The sequence below is a fragment of the Arcicella aquatica genome, from assembly GCF_034928825.1.
GTDB lineage: Bacteria > Bacteroidota > Bacteroidia > Cytophagales > Spirosomataceae > Arcicella > Arcicella aquatica.
In genome coordinates this window covers 58,400-76,630 of record NZ_JAYFUL010000005.1, presented here as the reverse complement: position 1 = coordinate 76,630, position 18,231 = coordinate 58,400, and the positions used below count along the sequence as shown (strand labels likewise).

The following is an 18,231-nucleotide window of genomic DNA, read 5'->3' as shown; positions in this document are numbered from 1 at the left end:
TTTAGAACATTTTTTTGTTGAATTATCACATTATTTAGAGTGCAAAACGAATGCCTACTATAAGCGGTATTAATTCAACGATGCAAAGGTACGAAAATAAATACAGATTTTTTAGTGCCGTCATCTTATTTATCGTAAAGTATAATAGTGCTAAGCGTCCGATAAAGAATAATGAAATGGGAAAGAACAGATATTTTTCTGCATTTTCCGTAATTTCAGGTATTGATATCGTACTGTAGGTGAGTATAATTAGTACAATCAGGAAAAAAATACTTGATGCTTGAATAATTTTAAAAAAATGGATATTGATGATTTTATCTAGCCTGTAGAGGTTTGAAAGAATCAATAGTGAGATGTATTTGAAAATATATGCGCCAAAGATAATAGAAGAAATTACCAAGAAGTTGCTCAATAATACGCCAAGTGTTTCTCCTTCTTGAAGGATACTGCTAGTTGAGAATAAATCGTTCTTTTCATTAATGACCAACATAAAAATAAACCCAATAGTAAAACTAAGATTGACCACAAACAGTAAATTCCCTAAATCAAAGGGTTTGTTTACGATAAATGAATCATCGCGTACACTAATTGTTAGCAAATCTTTAGGGTTAAAAAAACGCTCAAAAGATTTTGGCTGATAATTATACATAAATGCGTAAGCACCTACCAGTAAGAATAGGCCAATCACAAAAAAGTTTTGAAAAGAGGAAATATCTCGTGGAATAATCGTTAATAAAGACTCGGATAATTCAAATGTTTCCTGAGTTTTAGATATTCGATTCCCTACATAAACCATCATTTCTTCAATATTGGTATTACTGCCATAAATTGTAAGAAATAACTTCGTTTTTTTATAGACTCTCTGCAAGCTGTCAACATCTAAAACAACCCATTTATTAATGGGCAATTGTTGCTGTAATGATGCATTAATGAATAGATAGTTTTCTTTAGAGGAATAATATAGAATTTTATAAGTTTTATAATTTTCTATATCACAAAACAAGCTAAATGAATTATAGTCTTTATGGAGCTCACGAACATATGGCACGTATGCCTTATAGCGTTCATCAAATACCTGCCAGTCATCTCGGTAGTCATGCACTAAATAATAGCCATTGTTTGGACCAACGGTGTCTTTAGCAGTGATGTTAGGAATGAAAAATAAATACCCCGATATGATTAAAAAGGCTATTCTGAGGAAAGAGTATGATTTGACTAAACGCAAAATCCTGCATGATTGAATAAATCGTGCAGGATTTTGTGAATGAATATATTGCTGGAAGAATTTCAAGTCTTGATAGTTTTGTGCAAAATTAGAAAAAAACTATCAATAATTCATTGAAACCGTTTACTACAATCCTAATGCTTTTAACATTGTAGCACCAATATCAGCTGGAGAATGTACTACGTGGATACCACAAGCTTCCATGATAGCCATTTTAGCAGCAGCAGTATCGTCTGCACCACCGATGATAGCACCAGCATGACCCATTCTACGACCTTTCGGTGCAGTTTGTCCAGCGATAAAACCTACTACAGGTTTTCTGTTTCCATCAGCTTTAATCCATTCAGCAGCTTCTGCTTCCATACCACCACCAATTTCACCAATCATTACGATACCCTCAGTTTCAGGGTCATTCATTAATAATTCAACGGCTTCTTTAGTAGTTGTTCCAATGATAGGGTCACCACCAATACCAATTGCAGTTGTTTGTCCTAAACCTGCTTTTGTTAATTGATCTACAGCTTCGTAAGTTAAAGTTCCTGATTTTGATACGATACCAATTTTACCTTTAGTGAAAATAAAACCAGGCATGATACCTACTTTACATTCACCTGCTGTCATTACTCCCGGACAGTTTGGCCCAATTAAACGACAATCTTTGTTCTGAATGTATTCCTTAGCATAAATCATGTCTTTGGTTGGAATACCTTCTGTGATACAAATAATTACTTTGATACCAGCATCAGCCGATTCCATAATAGCATCAGCAGCAAATGCAGGTGGTACAAAGATGATTGAAGTATCAGCACCTGCTTTTTCTACAGCTTCAGTAACTGTATTAAATACAGGACGGTCAAGATGGGTTGAACCACCTTTTCCTGGCGTTACACCACCAACTACATTAGTACCATATTCGATCATTTGCTGAGCGTGGAATGAACCTTCAGACCCAGTAAAGCCTTGTACGATTATTTTTGAGTTTTTGTTAACAAGTACACTCATTTCAGATAAATATTTGGTTTGTAAAAATCAGTTTTTTTGTGAAATTACTGCATTTAATCTTAACAGCGATTATATTTATACAGTGCCTACGTAAATTTATCGTAAAGGTATAGTTTGCAAGGCAAAGGACAAAAAGGAATTTGGATATTGAGTAATATACTTATTTTAAATTGTATTTAATTGGTTGATTGTTAGGTGTTTAATAGTGTTTCTATTTCTGGAAATATAGTATAGCTTATTGGCATAAAGTACTTTTTGTTTAGCAATTTTGAGATAATGTTTTGAGCTAAAATTTTATTCAAGATTTTAATCCTGCCTTGGTAGAATTTATGTTTAACAAAATAACCATCAAATATCCTTTTGCTATTTGTGAGGATAAAGCCTAATAAGAAGAGAATCTAATGAGAAAAGAAAATAAAAAAAGCAAATCCAGCTAATTAGCTAGATTTGCTTTTTTTGAAATACCTATTTATTGTGCAGGTTAAAGTGCTCGCTTTTTACCTTTTGAATCTATTACTTCTATTGATTTCAAATTTGAATTTATCAATACACTTCGTGATGATTGTGATAAAAACGAAGTGCCATAGCCAACTTCTACTCTTCGTGTTTTGCCATTTTTTAGATTTTCTAGCACAACACAGTCATTGGTTTTCAAAGGCTTACTTTGAAGAGTATTGTTGCTTAATTGGAATGTTTTTAATGCGCCACGGTTTTGTGTAGCCATTACCAAGGTTTTTCCTTTTGCATTAGTAAGTCTTACTAAGCCTTTTGCATCACCCGTTACGCCAAAGGCTGTTTCAGGCAATAGGCTTGCCTTGAAATTTCCTTTTCCATCGCCTTTCAAGAGGAGGCCATTGAAAGCATCTAGCCTGCCTACTGACACTTCCGCTGAAAAGTCGTTTCCTACCATGAGTACGTCAAGATAACCATCATTGTCAAAATCTTCCGTCAGCATTCCTAATACAGGGGCTGTTTGTGCTTCCATTGGCAATGCTTTTACTTTGAAATTACCACTTCCAAGGTTTTCTATATAGCTTGTTTTTAGGTAATTAGCCTTTAAAATGAGGGCGTCTTTTAATTCCTCTTCGGTGAAAAAACCTTTAATGTCAGATTTAGCCAGTTGATTATAGGTTACAAATTTCTTACGAGTCGTAATCATTTGTTTATTCAAATCGTCTCGACTATTAAAAACAAATTCTTTTTTATGAGTGTCTGTGTTTTTAGGTTTAAAAAAAACAGTTGGAATAGCATCATAATTACCATCTGTATTAAAGTCTTTGGCATATATAGAAACAGGCTCGGTATCGCTTGCTCTCATAATAGAGTTTTTACCAAAATTCCCAACGATATAATCTATATCTCCATCATCATCAAAGTCGCCAGAAGTAATACTGTTCCAAAACCCAATTTGCTTGTTTAGGTCTAAAGCTCCTTCTAGTTTTTCTAATTTCCCATTGTTATTTTGTAGCATCGTAATGGGCATCCATTCGCCCGCAAGCATCAAATCTATCCAGCCATCATTGTTGAAGTCTGTCCAAAGAGCATCACAAACTAAACCTATATTTGATAGACTTGGGGCTACCTGAGTACTCACATTAGTGAATTTTACTTGTCCAATTTTTGAATCGTTTCTAAGGATATAACTAGAAACAGGCATCGGATAACTAGAAACTTCTACACGCCCACCAATGAATAAATCAAGGTCGCCATCTTTATCATAATCAGCAGCTTTGACACACGATCCACTTTTTAAGAAGCTAGGTAAAGCTTGTGTTTTTTGTACAAAATGCCCTTTGCCATCATTTTCATAAAATCTATCTTGATAAGTCGGTGAGTCTTTAGGTTGTTCATTACTACCACTTACAATGTATAAATCAAGGTCGTTATCAAGGTCAGCATCGAAAAGCAAAACCCCCATATCCTCCGCAATTTTTGTAAGGTTAGTTTCACCGCCTATCAAATCAGACTTCACAAACTTTCCACTTTGGTTTTGTAATAAGAAAGTACCCTTTTGTTCAGAAGGCCCACCAATATAAATATCTTCAAGGCCATCGCCGTTTACATCGCCAACGGCAATGGCGGGGCCAAATTGTGATAACTTGTGGGGAATCAATTTCTGAATATTGAAATCAATAAAATCTTTTTCAGTATGAACATAATCGATATTAAGGGAATCTGTAATATCTGCAAAAAGCGTTGTACGTTTTAATGGCTGACTTACATTGAGAAGCGTAGCATTCTTTTCATAAACCGTTAACACTTGGTTGGCAGCTACATCTTTCAATAGTTGAGTTTTGCCACTTTGCCAAATGATTTTCACTTCATTTATTTTATTGCTTTTGCCTAAACCGAAATGAGCAACGTTTTCGATAGTAGAAAGATACCCTCTGTAAGGGGTATTTTCGTACACTTGTTTCTGTCCATTTTGATAACTGATTTCAATGAATGCCCCTAAGCCACCAATGTTTTTATCAAGTCCTTTTAGCTTTATGCGTAGATAATTACTTTCTGTGGGCTTCGTTTCAATTAGATTATTGCGATATACAGAAGCCGAATCATTGATGTTGTTGGTGACATAATCTAAGTCGCCATCATTATCTAAATCTCCATAGGCTGCCCCATTAGAAAAACTAGGATTGGTAAGCCCCCACGAAGCACTTACATCATCAAAAGCAAAGTTCCCTTTATTCTTGAAGGCATAATTCGTAATTTTTACGGATGGAATAGAATCCAAGAGCATCATTCTAGGTACCACATTACCCATTTCAGCACGGTAAATCATGAAGTCTTGATCAGTAATATCACGTGGAAAACCATTTGTGATAATAATATCTCTGAGTCCGTCATTATCAAAATCTGTTGCCATAGGCGTCCAACTCCAGTCAGTTTCAGCAATACCCGCCAATAAGCCAATCTCACTAAAAACAGGTTTGCCCGTTTTCGGGTTAAAGCCTTGATTCATTTGTAGGGTATTTCGAGGATATTGAAAATCATACCCAAACTTTTCATTGTTTTGATATGTCAGGTAATTATTGGGAGCCAACATCATCTTTTTGCGATAATTATCCGCAGGCATCATATCAACGGCTAAAATATCAACAAGACCATCATTGTTTAAATCGGCAACATCATTACCCATAGCTGAATATGAAGTATGCTTGAAATAATCGTGGGCTTGGTCGGTAAAAGTACCGTTCTGATTGTTGATATAAAGTAAATCGTTCGTCAGGTAGTCATTGGTAATGTAAATATCTTTCCAGCCATCTCTGTTGATATCAGTAATGTTTATTCCTAAACCATAGCCTTCTATCAAAATGCCTGCTTTTTTTGAAATATCCGAATATACGCCATGCTTTAGTTTTTCATCCCAATCGTTGCGGTATAATCTACCTGTACGTTTAGATGAACCATCTACTATTTTATCATGGTATTTGTTTGGAAAACGAATGTCTTCCATTTCGTTAATCAATACATATAAGTCTAAATCCCCATCGTTATCATAATCAAAAAATGCAGCATTGGTTGTATGAGTAGTGTCGGCAATACCGTATTCCTTCGCCATTTCTTTAAACATAGGAATGCCATCTTTACCAACGCCTTGGTTAACATATAACATATTAGCACGTTCTGAGGCTACCTTTTTAACAGTAGCACATACGTATATATCTAATAGATTATCATTGTTGATATCAACGACAGCTACACCAGAACACCATTTTCCCTGTCCTGCAACGTTAGATTTTTCGGTTACATCCTCAAACTTTAGTTTATTTGCCTCATCTACGCCTTTGTTTAGATACAGTTTATTCGCTACTTGATTGCCCGTAAAATAAATATCAGTAAGATTATCATTGTTGAAGTCTCCAAGGGCTACCCCACCACCATTATACACATATTCAAACTCAAGGACATTCATTGTATCGTTTTCTATAATTCGATTAGAAAAAGTAATGCCTGTATCTTCTGCGGATAATTGAGTAAAAAGTGTTTCTTGTTTTTCACAAGCGCTAAATGAAAAGATAATTGTGATTAATAACAGCAGTAAAAGTTTTTGATTCATATTAAATAAGATAAGTTTGAATATAAAATTAGCAAGATTTTATATGAATTCTATATGCTAAAGCCTTTAAATAAATATTGATAGCATATTTTTTTATAATTTATATTTAAATAGTAAAATTAAGTAGTTGGTATGGAAAAAGCGGGTAGGGAGGGTAGAACACAAAAAAAGCTCGAAGATATCTCCGAGCTTTTTTTGTACTTTTATTAACGAATTATAATGTACGTTTCAATTCTTTCATTTCATAACATTCGATGATGTCACCCACTTCAAGGTCATTGAAGTTTTTGATAGAAAGACCACATTCATATCCAAATTTCACTTCTGCCACATCGTCTTTGAAACGTTTTAGCGCAGAAATTTCACCTTCATGAACCACGACGAAGTCACGGATAACACGAATCTTATGAGAACGTTTCACTGTACCATCTAATACATAAGAACCTGCAACAGTACCTACTTTAGAGATTTTGAATACGTCACGTACTTCAATGTTAGCAGTTACTACTTCTTCAAATTTCGGTGCTAATAAACCTTCCATTGCGTCTCTTACATCATCAATTGCTTGGTAGATGATAGAGTATGTACGAATTTCGATTTGTTCGTTTTCTGCCAAACGACGAGCGTTTACACTTGGACGAACTTGGAAAGCTACAATTACGGCATCTGAAGCAGAAGCCAACAATACGTCTGATTCTGAAACTTGACCAACTCCTTTGTGAATGATACGAACTTGTACTTCTTCCGTTGATAGTTTCAATAATGAATCTGACAATGCTTCTACTGAACCATCCACGTCACCTTTCACAATTACGTTCAATTCCTTGAATGTACCGATAGCTTTACGACGACCGATTTCTTCTAAGGTAATGTGTTTACGTGTACGTAATGATTGTTCACGGATGATTTGCTCACGTTTGTTAGCAATTTCACGAGCATCACGTTCATTTTCCATGACGCTTAGTTTATCACCAGCATTAGGAGCGCCACTCAAACCAAGTACTTGTACTGGAATAGATGGACCAGCTTCTTTTAGTTTTACACCACGGTAATCAAACATGGCTTTAACACGACCATAATGAGCACCCGCAAGCATCATATCTCCAACTTTCAAGGTTCCAGACTGAACCATGATATTAGCAACATAACCACGTCCTTTATCTAATGAAGCTTCAATAACAGCACCTACAGCACGTTTATCAGGATTGGCTTTCAATTCTAATAATTCGGCTTCTAATAATACTTTCTCTAATAATTCATTGATACCCATCCCTGATTTTGAAGAAATTTCCTGAGTTTGGTATTTACCACCCCATTCTTCTACAAGCATGTTTTTGATAGACAATTGCTCACGAATTTTTTCTGTGTTTGCACCAGGTTTATCAACTTTCGAGAATGCAAAAACGATAGGTACGCCAGCAACCATTGCGTGGTTGATAGCTTCTTCTGTTTGTGGCATCACTGCGTCGTCTGCTGCAATTACGATAATGGCAACGTCTGTCAGTTTAGCACCACGAGCACGCATGGCCGTAAAGGCTTCGTGACCTGGCGTATCTAAGAATGTAACTCTACGACCGTCATCATGTTTTACAGAATATGCACCGATGTGCTGCGTAATACCTCCGGCTTCACCAGCGGCAACTTTAGCACGACGGATATAATCAAGTAATGATGTCTTACCGTGGTCAACGTGACCCATGATTGTTACGATAGGGGCTCTTGGTAATAAATCTTCAGGAGCATCTTCCTCTTCTGCAATAGCAGATTCGATTTCTTCTTCGGCCGAAACAAACTGAACTTCAAAGCCGAATTCTTCCGTAATTAATGCGATAACATCTGCTTCCAGACGTTGGTTGATTGAAACGAACATTCCTAAACTCATACAAGTAGAAATAATTTCGTTTACAGATACATCCATTAAAGAAGCCAATTCGCTCGCTGAGATAAACTCAGTTACTTTTAAGATTTTTGCTTCTTCGTCTTCTGCTAATTGACGTTGTTCATTTCTTTCTGCACGGAACTTACGCTTAACACGACGTTCTTTTGCACCAAAGTTAGACTTGTTGGTTTGTCCTTGCAGACGAGCCATCGTAGCCTTGATTTGGTCTTGAATTTGTTTTTCAGAAACTTCACCTTTAGGTTGTGGTTTTACGCCACCTCCAGCATTATTGTTGTTATTATTTCCTGCTGGTTTTTTCTTAAAGTTGTTGTTGTGCTGATTATTATTGTTATTACCCTGATTGTTGTTATTATTCTGGGTATTATTGTTGTTCTGATTGTTGTTATTGCCCGATGCTCCACCATTATTAGCAGGTTTTTTAGCATTAGGGTCGTTCGTAGCAGGCGTAGTATTAGGTACACCATCTTTTTTAGGACGAGGAGCGCCTCTTTCGTTACGGATTTCAGCTTCTGTAACTTTAGCACCACCAGGTTTATCAATACGCTTACGCTTCTTCTTATTGTTATTATTGTTGTTGTTATTTCTAGAACCACCACGAGAAGGCTCGACAGGTAAAGAAATTTTCCCTAAAACTGTTAATCCTTTTAGTTGCTCTCCTTTGGCTTCGATTAATTCCACATTTGAAGTATCTTCAGGAATTTCATCGTTACGTCCTAATTTTTGCGCTGGAGCAGGATTAGGGCGTTGTTGTTGCGGCTGAGGAGCTGGATTAGGCGTTGGTAAGTTGCCACCCTGTTGTACTGGACGAGCCTGATTGTGGTTTCCACCACCGCCTTGCTGTTTGTTGTGTTGAGGGTTTTGATGGGAATTCCCGCCACCTTGTTGCTTATTATGCTGAGGGTTTTGATTCGGATTCCCGCCACCTTGCGGTTTATTTGGCTGATTTGGGTTGTTATTATTCCCACCGCCTTGTGGCTTGTTGTGTTGATTTTGGTTATTATTATTATTCACCCCACCTTGTGGTCTATTGTGTTGGTTCTGATTATTAGGCTGTATTGCTGCTTCAGCAATTTTTGGTTCTGCTATTGGTGTTGCGACTGCTTCTATCACTACTGGTTTTTCTAATACTACCACAGGTTCAGGCTTTGGTGCTTCCTTAACCGTTTCAACTTTTGGAATCTCTACTACTTTAACCTCTTGGGTTACTACAGGAATAATCACTGGCTTTACCTCTTCAACTTTAGGTTGTTCAACTTTCACTTGAATTTCAGGTTGTGGCTCAGGTTTAACAGTTTCAACCTTCACCACGGGCTCTTCTACTATAGGCGCTGGTTTTGGTTCAACTATTGCAGGCTTTTGAGGAACAGGATTGCCTTTAGCATCCAATTCTATTTTGCCAAGTACTTTAAATTGTACTTCGGCTCTTCCCAAAATAACATCTGATTCTTTCTCAGCTTTTGCTGGCTCGGTTACTTTTGTTTGTTCTGATGTTTCTGTATTCTCTTTTCCTCGGAAGTAAAGAGGCATATCATCATCCTGTTTTTTTACAGGAACAAACTCTTCCTCTGTAGGTTTTGATGAAACCACAGGACTTGCTGCACCAACATCCTTTAATAAGGATTCGGCTCCATATTCTTTTGCTACGAGCTTTAACTGCTCAAAATTTAGTTTGGCGTTGGGGTTGTTCTCAACCTTATGACCTTTGACAGAGAGATATTGAACAATGGTTGAGGTTCCCACGTTAATCTGCTTTGCCACAAGGCTCAAACGCATCATTTTATCTTCTGCCATAATTTCTGTTGATACTTTTCTATAGTAATTTGTAATTTTAAGTAATGAATGATAGAATAGCTTTGATGAGTAAATGAGATATAAACAATGACTATTCTATCATTCTATCACTTACTCATTCTAAATTACTCAAACTCCGAACGTAGAATTGATAATACCTCGTTTACGGTTTCTTCCTCAAGTTCAGTACGACGAATTAATTCATCACTATTCAATTTGAGTACTTGTTTTGCCGTATCAAGACCGATTTTGTGTAATTCTGCAATTACCCAATCTTCGATTTCGTCTGTAAATTCAGTTAAGTCAACATCTTCTTCGTCAACTTCACTTTCTTTAATATCGCGATACACATCTAATTCGTAGCCTACTAACTTGCCTGCTAACTTAATGTTTTGTCCTCCTTTACCAATGGCCAAAGAAACTTGGTCTGGTTGTAAATACACCGCAATTCTCTTTCTTTCTTTATCAATTTTCATTGAGCTCACTTTGGCAGGGCTTAAAGCACGACCAACTAGTAATTCAAGGTTTTCAGTATAATTGATAACATCAATGTTTTCATTCTGTAATTCACGAACAATTCCATGAATACGAGAACCCTTCATCCCCACACACGCACCTACAGGATCAATACGATCATCATACGATTCTACCGCTACTTTTGCACGCTCACCTGGTTCACGAACAATTTTACGAATCATGATTTGTCCATCATAAATCTCAGGAATTTCCTGTTCAAACAAACGTTCCAAGAAAACAGGAGAAGTACGAGAAAGGATAATCTTTGGCGTACCGTTGTTCATATCTACTTTATGAATAACTGCTTTTACTGCTTCACCTTTTTTGAAACGATCTTTCTGAATCATCTCTGATTTTGGTAAAGTCAATTCGTTGCCTTCACCATCAGTAATGATAAATTCTTTTCCAATAATTTGGTAAACATCTCCCGAAACCATTTCACCCACCAAGTCTTTGTATTTTTCAAAGAGGCCTTCTTTTTCTAAATCCTTAACTTTTTGAATCAATGTCTGACGAGCCGTTTGAACAATTCTACGACCGAAATCTTCTAGTTTGATTAATTCCGCTACTTCTTCGCCAATTTCAAAATCAGGTTCAATCAATTTTGCTTCTGCCAAAGGAATTTTGTCATAATCCCAAATATCTTCTGAATTGTCATCAACAATTTCACGTGTACGCCACATTTCTAAGTCGCCACTTTCAGGGTTGATAATTACATCAAAATTTTCATCCGTACCGTATCTTTTACGAATCATCGTGCGGAATACGTCTTCCAGCACTTTAATCATCGTCGGACGGTCGATATTTTTTTCTTTTGCAAAATCCGCAAACGATGAAATTAACTCTGCACTGTTCATCTTTTCATAATTTTATTAATGTGAAAAGAAGCCAACAAGTAGAATGTATGAGGAATAGATTTGCTCTAATTTCAATGATTCAACAATTCGGCAACTCGACCACTATTTAAACGATATTTGTACTTTTGCTTGCTGTATACTCGAAAAAGGAATCGCGACTGCCTCTATTGGCTCTACTTTCTTACTTTTTGTTTTCTTTGGTTCTTCTTTAAATATAATGCCTTCATCGCTTACATCTTCCAAAGCCCCTATTTTTTCAACGTTGTCTTTCAAAACTAATTTCAAATTACGACCGATGTTTTTTACAAACTGACGCTTAAAGCTAAGCGGGTGATCGATACCGGGCGACGATACTTCAAGATTATAGGCACCAGTTATCAATTCGTTAGTTTCAATAAAATGAGCTAATCTTCTACTTACAGAAGCACATTCTTCTATTTTGATACCTTCGTCGGTATCCAATAAAATAATGATGTTCTGTCTTGTCTTACTTTCACTTACTTGAACATCTACAATAAACAATCGTCCTTCTTCAAGGTATGGTTCAATAAGTTCGGTTATTTTTTCTTTTGTCATTTCTTTTTATCACGATAACACAACCGTGCTACAATCTAGTAAACAAAAAAGAGGGACTATCGACCCCTCTTCCTTTAAATTCTCTGCAAAAGTAATAAAAAATGTGTTAGAAAGCAAGCTTCCTTGTTGGTTTAGTAGGTATTTGATAAAGTAATCAGCAAACAACAGCATAATAAAATTATAATATTGAAAAAATCATTCAAAATTTATCCTAAAACTAAATCCATGCTTTTCAAAATCCAGGCTTTCATAAAATGCATGGGCTTCGTGGCGTTTTAAATTGCTGGATAATACTAATTTATAACAACCTGCTTCTGTGCATTTCTCCATTGCAAAAATCATCATTTTTTTGCCAATTCCTTTTCCTTGAAAAGCATCAGAAACTACTACATCTTCAACCACTGCGGAGGGAGTACCGATATGTGCCAGATTGTCCATAATTAATAAGGCGAAAGTGCCAATAACTTCATCCTCATTTGCAGCAACATATACCTTATAGTTAGGGTAACTCATCATTTTCTGAAAGAGAGTTTCTGCTTGTTCAATGGTTAGAACTTCTCCTTTATCAAGTACTTTGGCATAGAGACTGAGGATAGCAGGTAAATCTTCTTTTATAGCTTGTCGAATTTGAATATTCATGGTTTTAAGAAAAAAAATAGTACTTTTGGACAAAATTTTAACCTTGATTTTAGTATCCATCTAAAATACTTAATTATTTTAAAATGAACTCCGTATCCTCAGAATATAAGTTCGTTAGAAGAATAATTTAATTTTAAGCACTAAAATCAACAATCAGAAATCAAAAAAATGTCATACGGTTTATTAAAAGGAAAAAGAGGAATTATTTCTGGAGCATTAGATTCCAACTCTATCGCTTGGAAAGTAGCTCAGCGTGCTAAAGAAGAAGGAGCAATTATTACCCTTACCAATGCACCTTTAGCAATGAGAATGGGAGAAATCAATAAATTAGCCGAAGAGTGCGAAGCTAAGATTATTCCTGCTGATGCTACTTCTGTGGAAGATTTGGAAAAACTTTATGAAGGATCAATGGATGCTTTGGGTGGAAAAATTGATTTCGTATTGCATTCAATTGGAATGAGTACAAACATCCGTAAAAACAGACCTTATGGCGATTTGAACTATGAATGGTTTATGAAATCGTTAGATGTTTCTGCTTTATCATTCCACAAAATGTTGCAGGTAGCTGACAAAATGGATGCTATTGCTAATAATGGTTCAGTGGTGGCTTTGTCTTATATTGCAGCACAACGCTCTTTCCCTGACTATACCGATATGGCACAAGCTAAAGCGATGTTAGAGTCGATAGCGCGTTCGTATGGTTTCCATTATGGAAAGAAAAATGGAACACGCGTAAATACAGTTTCACAATCGCCTACTAAAACTACTGCTGGGACTGGTATTTCTGGATTCAATGCTTTCTATGAATATGCTAACCAAATGGCACCACTAGGAAATGCAACAGCTGACGAATGTGCAGATTACGTAATTACTTTATTCTCTGACTTAACGAAGAAGGTAACAATGCAAAACCTTTTCCATGATGGTGGTTTCTGTTCTGTAGGTATTTCAGAAGAAATCGTAGCTAAAATGGGATAATCAAAATAAGCTTGCGTAATAATATTTAGTGTAAATAAACATGGCAATCTCTTTAGAGGTTGCCATGTTTTGTTTTAGGCTTAAACGAAAAAAGCCCTTTACATCAAATGCAAAGAGCTTTTTAAGCAAATATTTTTATTACTATAAACTCAAAGTACCTCTACGAGCAGCATCTACTAAAGAAGCTTCTAAGCCTTTTTTGTTAATAGTACGGATAGCTTTCGCTGAAACTTTCAACTGTACCCATACACCTTCTGATTCTAAGAAAAATTTCTTAGTGTGTAAGTTTGGAAAAAATTTACGCTTAGTCTTGTTGTTAGCGTGAGAAACGTTATTTCCAACTTGTGTTTTTCTTCCTGTTAATTGACAAACCTTCGCCATGATAAAATTCTTTTATTTGTTATGTAAAATCGCCTTGAGAGCGATGTAATAGACTTGATTACCAGTGTTTTCCGAAATGGAATGCAAAATTATGAAATATTTGTTAATCTAACAATTAATTACTGAAATAAAACGAATATTTTTCGTGTTATCATCCAAGAACACACTTAAATGGAAATATTCATGTTTTATTATTTATTCAAGACATTCAAAATTAGTACTTTTGTTTAAAGCTAACCGCCAAGATTACATCATGCTAAAAAAAACAGTAACATCTCTTTTGTGGCTAATAAGTCTTCCTTTATATATATATACTTTATTTACCTATTTATTAGCTTATACTCTAGTGATTGATCACTGGTTTGTTGGTTTTATGATGATGAGCCTACCCGTCGTCATGTTGCTCTGTGCTATCACTGCCGTTACATGGTTGTTTATTCGCCCATCTAGAATGATTCTTCCTATTATTGTTTTGTTAATAGGCTATCCATTTATCCGACGAACATTTGGATTTCATTCAGCCAAAGAAGCAGATAAAAGCTTATCTGTACTTGATTATAATGTGTATGGTTTTCAACATAGTGCATATTATGAACATTTTGAAGATAACGAGATTAAAGAAAAGGTAAAGAACGAGATTTCATATTGTGTAGATACTCAGGCTGATATTAAATGCTTTCAAGAATTTTCTAGTTTTAGGGAAGATGCAACCTTTAATACTTTTGACGCCATGATTGTGGATAACCCCTATTATGTTATTAACAGTATTTATGGCACAGGTAGAGTTTTTTCATTAGCGATATTCTCTAAATACCCAATCATTCATGAAGAAAAGAGTTTGTTTGGTCAAACACCCGGAAAGGACAATGGTAATGGATACCTACTAGCCGATATTGCGTTGAAAAATGATACCATCAGAGTAATTAATTTACAATTACAATCAATGGGTATAAGGGTAAAAAAAGTAGTGGATGAAGTAAAGGGGAGCTCATTTGGTCAGGCTAGAGATGAAACTCGTGCTATTCTATGGAGTTTGAAAATGGGATTCATTAAACATTCAAAGGAGATAGAACTAATCGAAAGACGTATTGATGAAAGTCCGTACCCTGTAATTGTGTGTGGAGACTTTAATGAAACGCCTTATGGAAATGCTTATGGGCATATTCGTGATAGGTTGAAAAATTCTTTCGAAGAAGCTGGAAATGGCTTTGGATTTACCCTAAATCGCAGTCCACGATTTGTGAGAATTGATAACCAATTCTGTAGTGAATCTATTGAAGTATTAGATTTTCAAACGCATAATCATATTAAATCATCAGACCATTACCCTGTATTTGGAACATATAAAATACATTGATTTATGGCTGATATTTTCCCATCTTGTTTTGTTTAAAATCACGATGTGCTTTAATCAGGTATTTGAAAATTTGTCGAGACTCAGTTCCGTAAAAAATACTCTTTTTTATATTTGTTATCGCACAACCATTGATATCTTTCATTACCATCTTATCTAAATGCTTGTATTTTGTTTGCAAATAAAGGTTGTTACGATAGATATAATAGCAACGGATTGGAGAGTGAATATCCTTGACTTTCTTTACCATATATAGGGTCTTGATTGAAGCCCTTTTTACAGCTTCTCCAAGCTCATGTTTAAGAAATATATTAAGAAACTTTATGATGTCGTAGCCGCAGTTCTGTGCCCTTAAACAATACTCCGTATCTACCCCGTCAATAAATAGGGCTTCGTCGAATGGTCCAATCTGCTGATAGGCTGCTAAATTTAAAAAGCTACCAGAAGTAATCATGGCAGGAACTTTTACGAGGTTAGTCTCGGCGATTGATTCTTTGTACTGTCTGCTGAAATTAGGCCCAAATAAGGCAACCTGTTTTTTATCTTGATAATTAGTAATACTATCAATGTATAAGTCAAAAGTATTGCCCTCAAAACTTGAATCTTGATCCATCAACAACAACCATTCAAAACCCTCATTAATAGCTTGCTGGGCAGCTTCATTCAGCCTTTCAGCAATACCCTTGTTGATACCATCACTTGAATAATGTATAGTAGGGTTATTAAATGATGATTGATTGATAATGCTGGCAGAACCTTCAGTGTTGTCCAATACAAATAGTTTATCAACAGCGGTATGATAGCTGTTGATATTTTGTAAGGTTTGTTGTGTCGGATGATAAAGTATTACTACTGCTGCTGTCTTCATAATAATATTGATTTTAATGCTGAAGAATTAGTTTTTGAACTAGAAACTCAAATTGAGGTTGAAAAGAAAATTCAAAAGCATTTGGTCCTTCTGGAATAACATTAGGTGATTTATAATAACTTTCCAGCATTCTCGGTGTTTTTAGTGCTTCTGCGATGGCATAAGGGAAGGATTGATTCCCAATAAAAAGCTTTGCCCCTGCAATAATTTTTGCTAATTCAAAGAAATTACTTACTTCAACGTATACTAAATGTGGTATAACCGCCTTCATCAAAGCATATTCCTCTGGTAAACCAACGAAAACCAGATTGTTATATTTTTTGAGAATAGAATAATCAATAACTGGCGAGTTATAGCGGGTGCTTCTGGCAATAACGATTTTATCAGCCATTGAATTGTCCTTTGGGATAGTTAACCAAGGTTTGCTGAGGTCGTAGTTTACCGCAAAACAATTAAAATACCATCTGCTAATATGTCCTTTAGAATAATCGAAAGGAAATTTTCTGAATACATCTAAATCATAATCAATTTCTTGCTTATCATAAATATCAATTTGCTGAAACTGTTGCTGATGAGTCAAAAGAGGCTCTAGCATCAGTATTGATTTTTCGTTTAGCCCAATGCCTTGAAGAGGGTGCTCTCCGTCAACTTTTATTTTCTGACCGATATTCAAATGGAGACGTGCTTTGCCATTTTCAGCCAAAGCATACATGGTAGGAATAGCATAGATAATATCACCCAAATGCCCACTATGTTTGAAGTCAACAAGAGGTTTGGGGGTATCTAAAAAATTGATCGAAGGAATTTTGCTAACTTTTAGTTGATATTTATAATTTTGATAAGCGTCTTTGTTAGTGTTTTTTAAATAGAGTCTTTCAAATGGGTTCAGTTTTTTAAATGCCATGTATAAAATGGTATAATTAAGAATGTGAGTTTAAAGAAAAGTTGAGTAATATATTGTTAATCAAGTTGTTGTCCTTGATTAATAAGTGAAGTTAGCATTTATTTTACATAAAATCCCGCATAGGTTTTCCTAAACGGGATTTTATATGATTATTTTATTAGAATGACTTTGCAATATTCGTAAATTCACGAGATTTCAATGATGCACCACCAATCAATCCTCCGTCTACATCTGGACAAGCAAATAATTCTGGAGCATTTTTTTCATTACAGCTTCCACCATAAAGGATAGAAGTATTATCAGCAGCTTCTTGGCCATATTTTGTAGCAAGATGCGCTCTTAAATAAGCGTGCATTTCCTGTGCTTGGTCAGAAGAAGCCGTTAGACCTGTTCCAATTGCCCAAATTGGTTCGTAAGCAATCACCACTTTAGCAAAATCTTCAGCAGAAAGATGGAAAAGACTGTCTGTTAATTGTGAAGCTACAAAAGCAAGGAAATCTTCTCCTTGACGTAATTCTAACGATTCACCACAACAAAAAATTGGCGTTAATCCGTTTTCAAGTACAATGTTTACTTTTTCAGCTAACTCCTCGTTCGTTTCGTTAAAATATTGACGACGCTCTGAGTGCCCAAGAATAACGTGTGTAACACCGATTGACTTTAGCATAGAAGCTGAAATCTCGCCAGTATAAGCACCTGAAGCTTTGCTTGAACAGTTTTGTGCAGCAATACCCACATTCGAAACTGTTTCAGTATATTTCTGTAGAGTAGCTAAATAAAGTGCTGGTGGAGCAATAATTACTTGCACATCAGTATTTACTTCGTCTTTTACCATGTTTACAACTTCAGATGCTAAAATTAATGCCTCATCAGCTGTTTTATTCATTTTCCAGTTTCCTGCTACAATTTGCTTTCTCATTGTTTTTTGGTTAATTATAAATTAGATACTTTAACAAAAGTACTCGTTATCACAATTTTAAAAAACAAAAAAGGACAAGTATCTTCATTCTGATAGAGAAAATTTTGATTTTTTTTAAAAGTTAGCCTCTCAAATGGGTAGAATATTGACTATCAATTCAAAATAAAATTGCTTTTATTGGATACCCTAAATCTGCTATTTTTCTTAAAAGATATGTGATGGAGAGTTTTGTGTACTTTTCTTTGAATAAACATTAATTTT

General features: G+C 35.4%; 13 protein-coding genes. 2 read left to right on the top strand and 11 right to left on the bottom strand.

What is annotated here, in order from left to right; all coding sequences use genetic code 11:
• Nucleotides 1-34: 34 nt before the first annotated feature.
• From VB264_RS04305 to VB264_RS04275, 7 genes are all read right to left on the bottom strand, one after another.
• The gene (locus VB264_RS04305; RefSeq protein WP_323247078.1) at nucleotides 35-1,291 is read right to left on the bottom strand and encodes a DUF4271 domain-containing protein; all 1,257 of its coding nucleotides are present in this window, start codon (nucleotides 1,289-1,291) and stop codon (nucleotides 35-37) included.
• A gap of 60 nt (nucleotides 1,292-1,351) precedes the next feature.
• Nucleotides 1,352-2,227 carry a succinate--CoA ligase subunit alpha gene (gene sucD, locus VB264_RS04300; RefSeq protein WP_309922454.1) on the bottom strand — a complete coding sequence of 292 codons (876 nt, stop codon included), beginning with the start codon at nucleotides 2,225-2,227 and terminating at the stop codon, nucleotides 1,352-1,354.
• A 481-nt stretch (nucleotides 2,228-2,708) separates the two neighbouring features.
• On the bottom strand, nucleotides 2,709-6,287 hold the full coding sequence (locus VB264_RS04295; RefSeq protein WP_323247076.1) for an FG-GAP-like repeat-containing protein: 3,579 nt from the start codon (nucleotides 6,285-6,287) through the stop codon (nucleotides 2,709-2,711).
• Nucleotides 6,288-6,501: 214 nt separating this feature from the next.
• Nucleotides 6,502-9,978: a translation initiation factor IF-2 gene (infB, locus tag VB264_RS04290; protein WP_323247074.1), complete on the bottom strand. Its 3,477-nt coding sequence runs from the start codon at nucleotides 9,976-9,978 to the stop codon at nucleotides 6,502-6,504.
• Nucleotides 9,979-10,103: 125 nt separating this feature from the next.
• Entirely contained in the window at nucleotides 10,104-11,351 is a 1,248-nt protein-coding gene (gene nusA / locus VB264_RS04285; RefSeq protein ID WP_323247072.1) for a transcription termination factor NusA, read from the bottom strand.
• Between the two features lie 102 nt (nucleotides 11,352-11,453).
• On the bottom strand, nucleotides 11,454-11,927 hold the full coding sequence (locus tag VB264_RS04280; RefSeq protein WP_323247070.1) for a ribosome maturation factor RimP: 474 nt from the start codon (nucleotides 11,925-11,927) through the stop codon (nucleotides 11,454-11,456).
• A 195-nt stretch (nucleotides 11,928-12,122) separates the two neighbouring features.
• Nucleotides 12,123-12,566 (bottom strand): GNAT family N-acetyltransferase, encoded by a 444-nt coding sequence (locus tag VB264_RS04275; RefSeq protein ID WP_323247068.1) that lies wholly within the window; start codon nucleotides 12,564-12,566, stop codon nucleotides 12,123-12,125.
• Nucleotides 12,567-12,734: 168 nt separating this feature from the next.
• Here VB264_RS04275 and VB264_RS04270 point away from each other — a divergent pair, with 168 nt between their 5' ends.
• Nucleotides 12,735-13,544 (top strand): enoyl-ACP reductase FabI, encoded by an 810-nt coding sequence (locus VB264_RS04270; RefSeq protein WP_309922433.1) that lies wholly within the window; start codon nucleotides 12,735-12,737, stop codon nucleotides 13,542-13,544.
• A 141-nt stretch (nucleotides 13,545-13,685) separates the two neighbouring features.
• Here the strand turns inward: VB264_RS04270 and rpmB are convergent, their stop codons facing one another.
• Nucleotides 13,686-13,925: a 50S ribosomal protein L28 gene (gene rpmB / locus VB264_RS04265; protein WP_184137596.1), complete on the bottom strand. Its 240-nt coding sequence runs from the start codon at nucleotides 13,923-13,925 to the stop codon at nucleotides 13,686-13,688.
• A gap of 253 nt (nucleotides 13,926-14,178) precedes the next feature.
• Here rpmB and VB264_RS04260 point away from each other — a divergent pair, with 253 nt between their 5' ends.
• Nucleotides 14,179-15,282 (top strand): endonuclease/exonuclease/phosphatase family protein, encoded by a 1,104-nt coding sequence (locus tag VB264_RS04260; RefSeq protein ID WP_323247066.1) that lies wholly within the window; start codon nucleotides 14,179-14,181, stop codon nucleotides 15,280-15,282.
• Nucleotide 15,283: 1 nt separating this feature from the next.
• On the opposite strand, the gene VB264_RS04255 is transcribed toward VB264_RS04260, so the two are convergent.
• The 3 genes from VB264_RS04255 to tpiA all read right to left on the bottom strand — a co-directional run bounded on the left by VB264_RS04255 (nucleotide 15,284) and on the right by tpiA (nucleotide 17,970).
• On the bottom strand, nucleotides 15,284-16,147 hold the full coding sequence (locus tag VB264_RS04255; protein WP_323247063.1) for a glycosyltransferase family 2 protein: 864 nt from the start codon (nucleotides 16,145-16,147) through the stop codon (nucleotides 15,284-15,286).
• 13 nt (nucleotides 16,148-16,160) lie between these two features.
• Nucleotides 16,161-17,051, bottom strand: coding sequence for a hypothetical protein (locus VB264_RS04250; RefSeq protein ID WP_323247061.1), 891 nt, complete (start codon nucleotides 17,049-17,051; stop codon nucleotides 16,161-16,163).
• Nucleotides 17,052-17,208: 157 nt separating this feature from the next.
• Nucleotides 17,209-17,970, bottom strand: a complete 762-nt coding sequence (tpiA, locus tag VB264_RS04245) for a triose-phosphate isomerase (protein ID WP_323247059.1) — start codon at nucleotides 17,968-17,970, stop codon at nucleotides 17,209-17,211.
• Nucleotides 17,971-18,231: the final 261 nt, after the last annotated feature.

Bases quoted from the DNA above. Each gene is read 5' to 3' on its own strand.
- tpiA (WP_323247059.1), bottom strand. From the start codon at position 17,970: ATGAGAAAGCAAATTGTAGCAGGAAACTGGAAAATGAATAAAACAGCT.
- nusA (WP_323247072.1), bottom strand. From the start codon at position 11,351: ATGAACAGTGCAGAGTTAATTTCATCGTTTGCGGATTTTGCAAAAGAA.
- VB264_RS04275 (WP_323247068.1), bottom strand. From the start codon at position 12,566: ATGAATATTCAAATTCGACAAGCTATAAAAGAAGATTTACCTGCTATC.
- sucD (WP_309922454.1), bottom strand. From the start codon at position 2,227: ATGAGTGTACTTGTTAACAAAAACTCAAAAATAATCGTACAAGGCTTT.
- VB264_RS04270 (WP_309922433.1), top strand. From the start codon at position 12,735: ATGTCATACGGTTTATTAAAAGGAAAAAGAGGAATTATTTCTGGAGCA.
- VB264_RS04255 (WP_323247063.1), bottom strand. From the start codon at position 16,147: ATGAAGACAGCAGCAGTAGTAATACTTTATCATCCGACACAACAAACC.
- VB264_RS04280 (WP_323247070.1), bottom strand. From the start codon at position 11,927: ATGACAAAAGAAAAAATAACCGAACTTATTGAACCATACCTTGAAGAA.
- VB264_RS04295 (WP_323247076.1), bottom strand. From the start codon at position 6,287: ATGAATCAAAAACTTTTACTGCTGTTATTAATCACAATTATCTTTTCA.
- VB264_RS04250 (WP_323247061.1), bottom strand. From the start codon at position 17,051: ATGGCATTTAAAAAACTGAACCCATTTGAAAGACTCTATTTAAAAAAC.
- infB (WP_323247074.1), bottom strand. From the start codon at position 9,978: ATGGCAGAAGATAAAATGATGCGTTTGAGCCTTGTGGCAAAGCAGATT.
- rpmB (WP_184137596.1), bottom strand. From the start codon at position 13,925: ATGGCGAAGGTTTGTCAATTAACAGGAAGAAAAACACAAGTTGGAAAT.
- VB264_RS04260 (WP_323247066.1), top strand. From the start codon at position 14,179: ATGCTAAAAAAAACAGTAACATCTCTTTTGTGGCTAATAAGTCTTCCT.